Raw genomic sequence first — 9449 nt, forward strand, 5'->3', positions numbered from 1 at the left:
CGCCGGCGATGGCGATCTCCGGCGCCAGGCCGGGAAGCTGGCAGCGCGTGAGCGGGCCGACGCCGGACCGGCCCGCCCTGACGCCCTCCCACGTGTCGGCGGCGTTGTTGCCCAGCGCGGTAACCAGCCCCACGCCCGTGATGACGACCCTGCGGTTCTCCACCGGCATATGCGTCCAAACGGGTGCTCGATTGTCAGCCACGGGCGCCACGGCCATCGTGCGCGCCCCGGGTTTTACTCGGCCTTCAGCAGCCCGCGCCGGAGCGCGAAGCGAACGAGTTCGCTGCGGTGATGAAGGTCCAGCTTCTCCATGATCCGCGCGCGGTAGGTATCCACCGTCTTGGGGCTGATGAACAGCTTCTTGCCGATCTCGCTGCTGCTGAAGCCCTCGACGGTGAACCCCAGCACCTCGCGCTCGCGCTCCGTCAGCTTTCCGAGCGGGTCTTCTTCACCCGGCTCGGCCTTCTGCTTCAGGCCGCGCAGCAGCAGCTTGGCGCCGCTGGGATACAGGAACACGTCCCCGGCGGCGACGGTGCGGATGGCCTCGATCAGCTCCTCGTCGGCGCTGCTCTTGGTTACGTAGCCGCTTCCCCCCGCCTCCAGCACCGGCAGCAGGTGCTCTTCCTCGCCGTGCATCGTCAGCACCAGCACGCGGGCGGTGGTGCCCAGCGCGGCGATCTGCCGCACGGCCTCGAGCCCGCCCATCCCGGGCATCGACAGGTCCATCACCACGACATCGGGGCAGGTCTGCGGCACCTTCATCACCGCTTCTTCGCCCGTGCCCGCCTCGCCCACCACCACGAACCCGGGCTCCGCCTCCAGCAGCGCGCGCAGGCCGGAGCGCAGCATCGCGTGGTCGTCTACCAGGAGAATGCGGATTTGTGGAGGCATGCGCCGTCCGGGCTTGGGAACCAGGGGAGGAAAGCAGGACCGCCGCGGGGCCGGAATCTGGCCCGCGGCGGGTGCGAAAGCAAGCGTAGCCGCCGGATCAGAGGCGCGTAGACAGCCACTCCGGCGTCCACCGGGCCAGCTGCGTGGTGAGCAGGGTGAACTGCCCCGTGAGCATCAGCACGCCAAGGACGAGCAGCATGGCGCCGCTGATGCGGTTGATCCACGGCAGCCATCCCCGCATCCGCCGGAACGCCGAAAGGAAGCGCTGGATGAGCAGCGTGCTCAGCAGAAAGGGGATCGCCAGGCCGGCGGAGTAGACCGCGAGCAGGCCCATCCCCTCGCCCATGCTGCTGCGGGTGGCCGCCAGCGTCAGGATGCCGCCCAGCACCGGCCCGATGCACGGCGTCCACCCCGCCCCGAAGGTGACGCCCACGAGAACGGTGCCCAGGTACCCCGCCGGCTTGTCGGCCAGGTGCATGCGCCACTCGCGCCCGGCGCCGGGAAGGCGAAGGATGCCCAGCAGGTACGCGCCGAACAGGATCAGCATCACCCCGCCGATGCGCTCCAGCCAGGTGGTGGCGTAGCGCATCATCCCGCCCAGGAAGGTGGCCGAGGCGCCCAGCATCATGAACACGGCGGTGAACCCCGCCACGAAGAGCAGCCCGTGCACCAGCGCCGTGCGGCGCGCGCGCACCTCGTGGTCGGCCAGCTCGTCCAGGCTCATCCCCGTGATGAACGTGGCGTAGCTGGGCACCAGCGGCAGCACGCAGGGCGAGAGAAAGCTGAGCAGCCCTGCGGAAAAGGCGACGAACAGGCCCAGGGACTGGGATTCCATGCGGCGGAGCGGTGGATGTCGGGGCGCAAGGCAACGCGAACGGACACAAGAAGATGCCCACATTCTTCGCATCTGGCAATCGGCCGGCCTTGCGAGCCTCGTGCGGCGAGCGTCGATTTGGGACGCGGGACAGAAGCCGACGACCAGACGAGGAATGCCGATGGAAGGGGAGAGCGCCGCGCCGCCGTTCCTCCTGCGGGCGCACCAGCCGGGCGACGTGGGATGGATCGTCCAGCGGCACGGGGAGCTGTACTGGCGCGAGTACGGCTGGGACCACCGCTTCGAGGGGCTGGTGGCCGACATCGCCGCCAAGTTCCTGCTGCAGCACGACCCCGCCGTGGACCGCTGCTGGATCGCGGAGCGCAACGGCGAGCGCGTCGGCTCCGTGATGCTGTTCCGCGACACGGACGAGGTCGGGCGGCTGCGCCTGCTGCTGGTGGAGCCCTCCGCCCGCGGCCTGGGCGTCGGCGGGGCCCTGGTGGACGAGTGCATCCGCTTCGCCCGGCAGGTGGGCTACCGCACCATGCGCCTGTGGACCAACGATGCCCTGGTTTCCGCGCGCAGGATCTACGAGGCGAAGGGGTTCCGGTTGATGGAGGAGACGCGCCACGAGATGTTCGGCGCGGCGTCCATCGGCCAGACGTGGGAAAAGGACCTGGGCTGAAAAGCGGCGGGCCTCGCGAGAACACTCGCGAGGCCCGCCTTCGATTCGATTCGACCCAGCGCCTGTCAGTGAGCCGCCGCCTCGTGGGGGCGCTGCAGGTTGGGCATCATGTTCTTGATGCCGCTCAGCAGGTAGTCGATCACCTCGCCGGCCGTGTAGTCGGCGCGGTCGGCGCCGATGAAGCGGCGGAGGTTCTTCAGCTCGTCGCCGCTGGTGATCAGCGGCTTTTCCACGTAGCCGTCAGCCCGGCGCTGCCCCTTGCCGATGACGGCGAAGAGCGCGTTGCACAGGCACTTGCGGCCAGCGGTGTTTTCCAGCTCGCCGCCCTTCTTGACGTAGGTGTCCACCGGCTCGGCGGCGCAGCGGTAGTCGATGCGGCCGTTGTCGCGCTTGTACGCGTAGCGCAGGTAGCCCAGGTCGCACACCCGCTTGCGCTCGGCGTACGTGTCGGGGTGCGAAAGCGTTTCGCCGAGCTGCACCACCTTGAAGGGAAAGCCCGTGGGCGACGCGCGGCCGTCGGTCAGCACGTCGATGCGGTCTTCCTGCGCCTGGCGGATGACGTTGCGCTTGAGCTCGGGGGTGATTCCCGACTCGTCCGAGTAGGCGAACAGGGTGCCCACCTGGATCCCCGCCGCGCCCGCGGCCAGCGCCTCGGCCAGCTTCTCGGGCGAGCCGGCGCTCCCGGCGAGCCAGAAGGGCAGGCCCAGCTCCCTCATCTTGGCCAGGTCTACCTCGTCGCGCGCGCCGTACTGGGGCTCGCCCCGCTCGTTCAGCACCAGCTCGCCGCGGGGCGGGGCGTTATGCCCGCCGGCCGTGGGCGCCTCGATGACAAAGCCGTCCACGCGGCCCGAGGCCTTGCGCGCCATCATGGTCGCCAGCGAGTTGCTGGCGATGATGGGCAGGAAGTACGGCCGCTTGATGCCCTCGGGCTGCTGCTCCGAATGCACGCGCGGGTCGAAGGTGAGCAGCGCCGTCTCGTCGCGCCCCAGCCCCTCTACCTCCAGCTTCATGGACGCGGGCTCGTGCCGGGCAAAGCGGTCGAGCACGCCGGGGATCTCCTTGGGGATGCCGGCGCCCATCAGCACGTAGTCCACCCCGCCCAGCATGGCGCCGTACAGCGTGGCCAGGTTGGGCATCTGCACCTTGGTGAGCAGGTTGATGCCCACCACGCCGTCGTGCCCTTCCTTGGCCAGCCACACCTCGACGAAGGCGGACAGGATGGTGAGCTGTTCGCGCACCTTGGTGACCACCTGCCGGTACATGGGGATTTCCTTGTACGGCTCGCCCGGGGCCAGGCCCTCGGGGCGGAAGTACTTCATCAGCACGTCGCCCGACACGTCGGGCCAGGGGAACGCCGCCATGGCGCGGCGCACGTGGCCGCCGATGTCGCCGTCCTGCAGCCGGCGGACGAGAAGCGAATCGATCGACGTGCCCGAAACCACGCCCAGGTGGCCGCGGAGCGACACCGCCTTGGCCAGCACCCAGTTGGAAACCCCCACCCCCATCCCGCCCTGGATGATCAACGGGTGCGCGACGGATTCAGTCATGTGCTCGCTGGAGATAGGGTTGCGCATGCAGGCCCCGGGCGGCTGACGAGTGTGCCATCAGCTCCGGCAACTTGCGATTATTCAACGACTTAGAGCCAGTAGGACCATTAAAGATGAGCGCAATTCACTCTCTGCGCAAGCCCCGCACGACTCAGGCCAGCCCGTCCGGACCGGGCATCCTGTTCTGTAACCCGTTGCAAGCCAGGAGTTTCCGGAACGATCGACAAACATCGTATATCGTATACGGATTCGGCGCCCAGGCTGCATCTGCTGAATTGCGGTCTCACGCGGAGGCGCGGAGGTCGCGGAGGAACAGCGAAGGCGTCCTCTGCCGTTCTCCGCGTTCTCCGCGCCTCCGCGTGACCCCTGCCGTTGCATGCTCGCGGCGCACGCCACAGCCTCTTATCTTGCCCGACGTCGTTAAGGATTTCCTCGGGATTGGAACGATGGGACAGATCGCACCGGCCACGCTCGAAGGGTGGTACGCACTTCACCAGGTGTTCTCGGCCGACTGGGCCGGGCTTCGCGCGCTGGCCCCGGAGCAGCGCGCCGCGATCGCGGATGAAGCTGCCGCGCTCTTCACCGAACTCGCCGAGGGAGCGGACGGCGGATGGAGCGCCGCCTTCAAGCTCGTAGGCGGCGGGGGCGACTGGCTGTTCGTGCACTTTCGCACCACCCTCGACGAGTTGGCCGAGGTGCAGCGCCGCGTGAGCGACAGCGCCCTGGGCGTGCACCTGTACCGCGAGTACGACTACCTGTCCGTCACCGAGGCGGGGCTGTACCACGCCACGGCGCAGGCGGCCCAGGAGGCGAAGCCGGGTTCGGACGAGTACAAGCGGATGATCCAGGAGGCGATGGAGGCCGAGGGCGCCGCGGCCCACGTGAAGTCGCGGCTGTATCCGCAGGTGCCCGAGGGGATGAAGTACCTGTCGTTCTATCCCATGAGCAAGCGCCGGGGCGAAACGCTGAACTGGTACACGCTTCCCGTGGACGAGCGCAGCCGGCTGATGCGCGAGCACGGGATGACGGGGCGCACCTTCGCCGGGCGCGTGTTCCAGGTGATCACCGGCAGCATTGGGCTCGACGACTGGGAATGGGGCGTTACCCTGTTCGCCCGCGACCCGCTGGAGTTCAAGCGCATCGTCACCGAGATGCGGTTCGACGAGGCGAGCGCGCTGTATGGCGAGTTCGGCCAGTTCTTCACCGGCATTCGTTTTGCGCCTGGCGAATGGCCGGAGGTGCTGGGATCGCGCCCGCGCGGCGGCTGAACCGGCCGCTTCGCCGGCGGCGGCCCGGGCCCGGATTCCGGGGCCGGGCCTTTTTGCGGGCCGCAGTCCACGCGCGAGCACACCATCCGGGCGGAGTTCTGGCCGAACCCTGCCCGTCCCCCGTACATTCTCCGGATGAACTGGACAACTCCCCTCGACGTCGTCGGCCGCACCACGGTCGGCATGCTCTCGGACTTCGGCCGCTTCAGCCGTTTCGTCTACGAGGCGGGCCGCTCCATGGGCGACGTGGGCACGTGGCTGGGGCTGACGGTGCTGCAGATGCGCAAGCTGGGCGTCAACTCGCTCCCCATCGCGCTCTTCCTGTCGGCGTTCACCGGGATCGTGATGGCGCTGCAGGCCTCGTACACCTTCACCGGCGCCATCCCGCTGTACTTCGTGGGCACGCTGGTGGGGAAGACGGTGATGCTGGAGCTGGGGCCCGTGCTCACCGGCCTGGCGCTTTCCGGCCGCATCGGCGCCAACATCGCGGCCGAGCTCGGGACGATGCGCGTTTCCGAGCAGATCGACGCGCTGGAAACCATGGCCTACAACCCGGTGTCGTACCTGGTGGTGCCGCGGGTGGTGGCCGGCACGCTGATGGTGCCCGTCATCGTGACCTTCGCCAACGTGGTGGGGATCGCGGCGGGGTGGATCACCGCGCTGAACATGCTCGACATGAGCAACGAGCAGTTCCAGTTCGGCCTGCGGCTGTTCTACGACCCGTTCGACGTGACGTTCTACATCATCAAGTCCATCTCCTTCGGGTTCGTGGTCACCATCGTCGGCTGCTACCAGGGCTTCAACACGCAGGGCGGCGCCGAGGGCGTGGGCGTGGCCACCACGCGCGCCGTCGTCATCGCCAGCGTGCTGATCCTGGTGCTGGACGCCTTCTGGGCCGCAACGCTGCTCCAGTCGTGAGCATCCAGCTGACGAACATCCACAAGGCGTTCGGCCCCAAGCAGATCCTGCGGGGGCTGTCGCTGCACGTGGAAGAGGGCGAAACCGTGGCCCTGGTCGGCTTCTCCGGCGCGGGCAAGTCGGTGACGCTCAAGCACATCGCCGGGCTGCTGATGCCCGACCAGGGGAGCGTGGTGGTGGACGGCAACGAGGTCCCCACCATGAAGCGCGAGGACCTGTACAAGCTGCGGCTGGAGATGGGGTACGTGTTCCAGTTCGCCGCGCTCTTCGACAGCATGACCATCCAGGAAAACGTGGAGATGGGGCTGGTGAAGAAGGGCGGCGTGGGGCGCAAGGAAATGGCCGAGCGCGTCAGCGAGTCGCTGGAGCGGGTGGGGCTGAAGGGGTTCGAGAACCGCCTGCCCGCCGAGCTTTCGGGCGGGCAGCGCAAGCGGGCCGGCCTGGCGCGGGCCATCGCGTACCGCCCCAAGTACCTGCTGTACGACGAGCCGACCAGCGGGCTGGACCCGGTGACCACCGAGGTCATCGACCGGCTGATCCTGAAGATGAAGGAAGACCTGGGGGTCACCAGCCTGGTGATCACCCACGACATGAAGAGCGCGTACAACGTCAGCGACCGCATCGCCATGCTGTACGAGGGCAGGGTGGTGGAAGAAGGGACCCCGGACCAGATCCGCAACTCGTCGAACCCCATCGTGCGGGGCTTCGTCGAGGGCCGCCCCGAGATGATCGAGGAGGCCACGCGGGCCGCGGCCGAGAACGGCGAGGACCGGGGGACGGGAGACGAGCGGAACGTGGATCACGGACACCGCGGGCCGCCAGGCCTGCAGCGGAGGGACCGATGAAGCTGAAGAACGAGGCGATGGTGGGACTGGTGGTGATCCTGGGGATCATCACCGCCGTGGCGGGTGCGGTGTGGCTCAGCGGCCGCAAGTGGGGCGGCGCCGACCGCGTGGTCACCGCGTCGTTCAGCAACGTCGGCGCGCTCACCGTGGGCAACCCGGTGAAGTACCGCGGGGTGAACATCGGGCGCGTGGCCAAGATCGACCTGGCACCGCGCGGAACCGGCGTGTACGTGGACCTGGAGATCACCCAGGACATCACCATGCCCAACGACCCCGGGGTGCTGCTTTCCAGCGAGTCGATGTTCGGCGGCTGGCAGGCAGTGATCGTGTCGCAGCCCGACTTTCCGGACCTGGCGTTCACCACCGCGCCGCGGCGTGACGTGCTTCCGGGGGCCTCGCTTCCCGACATCACCGAGCTCACCGCCGTCGCCGCGCGCATCGCCAGCGACATCGAGCTGCTTTCGGAGCGCATCCAGATCGCGTTCACCCCCGAGACGGCGGTGAAGATCCGCGAGACGATCGAGAACGTGGAGGGCGCCACCGAGCAGCTGAGCGGCTTCATGGGCGCCCAGATGGAGACCTACGGAAAGGTGGGCACCAACGTGCTCGCTACCACCGAGAACATCCGCCTGGCCTCCGTCGAGGCGCGGCAGACCATGGCGGCGGTGCGCGGCAGCATGCAGGGGGGCGACGTGCAGGCCATCATGGCCAACGCGCGCCGGGCCAGCGAGAACTTCGCCGCGCTCAGCACCGAGCTGCAGGGCGCCGCGTCGGGCGTTCCCGGGCTGGTGACCAGCGCCAACACGACGCTGAGCTCCTTCGGCCAGACGGCGACGACGTTCAACGAAATGCTGGCGGGGCTGCAGCCCGGGCTGGCCCAGGTGGGGCCCACGATGGCCGAGGCCCGCGCGGCCATGGCCTCGTTCAACACCCTGCTGACCAGCCTGCAAAGCCAGGAGGGCTCGCTGGGCCGCCTGCTGACCGACCCGGCGCTGTTCGAGGAAACGCAGCGCCTGATCGTGACCATGCAGCGGCTGATGGCCGACATCCAGGCCAACCCCGGCAAGTACGTGGGCGAGCTGCAGGTGTTCTGAGGCCCATGGCGCTCGTCGTACAGAAGTTCGGAGGAAGCTCGGTCGGGTCGCCGGAGCGCGTTCGCGCGGTGGCGGCCCGCGTGGCGCGCGCGCGCCGGCGCGGGGACGACGTGGTCGTCGCCGTCTCCGCCATGGGCGACACCACCGACGACCTGATCATGCTCGCCGGCGCCGTCACCGGGTCGGACAAGGTGGCGGCGGAGCATCCGCGCGAGATGGACATGCTGCTTACCGCGGGCGAGCGCATCTCCATGGCGCTGCTGGCGATGGCCATCTGCCGCGAGGGGGTGGAGGCGCGCTCGCTCACCGGCAGCCAGGCCGCCATCATCACCGACCAGACGCACACGGCGGCGCGCATCGTAGAGGTGCGCGCCGAACGGGTGCGTGAGACGCTGGATGCCGGCGCGGTCGCCATCGTCGCCGGCTTCCAGGGGGTCAGCACGGCGCGCGAGATCACCACACTGGGCCGCGGCGGATCGGACACCACGGCCGTGGCGCTGGCGTGCGCGCTGGGGGCGGACCGGTGCGAGATCTACACCGACGTGGACGGCATCTTCACCTGCGATCCGCGGCGCGTGCCCGGCGCGCGGCGCATCCCCCGGATCTCGCATGCGGAGATGCTGGAGATGGCCACCGCCGGCGCGCAGGTGATGCACGCGCGCGCCGTGGACATGGGCGCGCGCTACGGCGTGGACATCCGCGTGCTGTCGTCGTTCGTCGACACGCCCGACGATGACGAGAGCTCGCGCGGAACGTTGATCACCAAGAACCCCACGGGCATGGAAGACCTGGTTCTCACCGGCATCGCGTCGTCGCGCGGGCACGCCAAGCTGATCATTCGCGGCCTGCCCGCAGGAATGCGCACGCCCACGGACCTTCTCGTGGCCCTGGCCGAGGCGGGCGTCAGCGTGGACATGATCACCGAGACCCCCGAGGTGGGCGGCGGGGTGGTGGTGCAGCTGACCATCCGTGAGGACGACGTGGTGCGGGCGCGCGAGATCGCGGAGCGGGTGGGGACGGCGCTGGGCGGGGTGGGCGCGATCGAGGCGCGGACGGGGCTGGCGCGCATCGCGCTCGTCGGCAGCGGCATGCACGGGCGGCCGGGCGTCTATGCGGCGGCGTTCCGGACGCTGCTTTCCGTCGGCGTGGAGGTGGAGGCGGTGTCGACGTCCTCCATCTCCATCACGCTGCTGGTTCCCGACGACCGCGAGGACGAGGCGCTGCGGGCGCTTCATGCGGGCTTCGGGCTGGACCGCGCCGTGGCGGGTGCGGTCTGATGCACATTGCGCTGCTGGGCGCCACGGGTGCCGTGGGCCGCACCATGCTGCAGGTGCTCGCCGAGCGCAGCCTGCGCATCGACCGCCTGACGGTGCTGGCGTCCGCGCGG

General features: G+C 69.2%; 10 protein-coding genes. 6 read left to right on the forward strand and 4 right to left on the reverse strand.

All coding sequences use genetic code 11. The features are described from left to right. From VIB55_RS25500 to VIB55_RS13840, 3 genes are all read right to left on the reverse strand, one after another. The coding region (locus VIB55_RS25500; protein ID WP_414681623.1) for a beta-ketoacyl synthase N-terminal-like domain-containing protein at positions 1–217 on the reverse strand (217 nt) is incomplete at its 3' end. A gap of 17 nt (positions 218–234) precedes the next feature. Then, positions 235–891: a response regulator transcription factor gene (locus VIB55_RS13835; RefSeq protein WP_331022973.1), complete on the reverse strand. Its 657-nt coding sequence runs from the start codon at positions 889–891 to the stop codon at positions 235–237. A 97-nt stretch (positions 892–988) separates the two neighbouring features. Next, a complete protein-coding gene (locus VIB55_RS13840; protein ID WP_331877242.1) occupies positions 989–1726 on the reverse strand; it encodes a cytochrome c biogenesis CcdA family protein in 738 nt (245 codons plus the stop codon). Between the two features lie 160 nt (positions 1727–1886). On the opposite strand from VIB55_RS13840, the gene VIB55_RS13845 reads away from it, so the two are divergent. Next, positions 1887–2390 (forward strand): GNAT family N-acetyltransferase, encoded by a 504-nt coding sequence (locus VIB55_RS13845; RefSeq protein ID WP_331877243.1) that lies wholly within the window; start codon positions 1887–1889, stop codon positions 2388–2390. 65 nt (positions 2391–2455) lie between these two features. Here the strand turns inward: VIB55_RS13845 and VIB55_RS13850 are convergent, their stop codons facing one another. Beyond that, positions 2456–3937: a nitronate monooxygenase gene (locus VIB55_RS13850; protein ID WP_331877244.1), complete on the reverse strand. Its 1482-nt coding sequence runs from the start codon at positions 3935–3937 to the stop codon at positions 2456–2458. Positions 3938–4383: 446 nt separating this feature from the next. Here VIB55_RS13850 and hemQ point away from each other — a divergent pair, with 446 nt between their 5' ends. The 5 genes from hemQ to VIB55_RS13875 all read left to right on the forward strand — a co-directional run bounded on the left by hemQ (position 4384) and on the right by VIB55_RS13875 (position 9339). Continuing rightward, positions 4384–5205 (forward strand): hydrogen peroxide-dependent heme synthase, encoded by an 822-nt coding sequence (gene hemQ, locus VIB55_RS13855; RefSeq protein WP_331877245.1) that lies wholly within the window; start codon positions 4384–4386, stop codon positions 5203–5205. Positions 5206–5340: 135 nt separating this feature from the next. Continuing rightward, positions 5341–6123 carry an ABC transporter permease gene (locus tag VIB55_RS13860; protein WP_331877246.1) on the forward strand — a complete coding sequence of 261 codons (783 nt, stop codon included), beginning with the start codon at positions 5341–5343 and terminating at the stop codon, positions 6121–6123. Continuing rightward, positions 6120–6968 carry an ABC transporter ATP-binding protein gene (locus VIB55_RS13865; protein ID WP_331877247.1) on the forward strand — a complete coding sequence of 283 codons (849 nt, stop codon included), beginning with the start codon at positions 6120–6122 and terminating at the stop codon, positions 6966–6968. Before VIB55_RS13860 ends, VIB55_RS13865 begins: the two co-directional genes overlap by 4 nt. Then, complete coding sequence (locus VIB55_RS13870) at positions 6965–8062, forward strand: MlaD family protein (protein WP_331877248.1); 1098 nt, start codon at positions 6965–6967, stop codon at positions 8060–8062. Before VIB55_RS13865 ends, VIB55_RS13870 begins: the two co-directional genes overlap by 4 nt. Positions 8063–8067: 5 nt before the next feature. Then, the gene (locus VIB55_RS13875) at positions 8068–9339 is read left to right on the forward strand and encodes an aspartate kinase (protein ID WP_331877249.1); all 1272 of its coding nucleotides are present in this window, start codon (positions 8068–8070) and stop codon (positions 9337–9339) included. Positions 9340–9449: the final 110 nt, after the last annotated feature.

It is taken from the genome of Longimicrobium sp. (genome assembly GCF_036554565.1).
GTDB lineage: Bacteria > Gemmatimonadota > Gemmatimonadetes > Longimicrobiales > Longimicrobiaceae > Longimicrobium.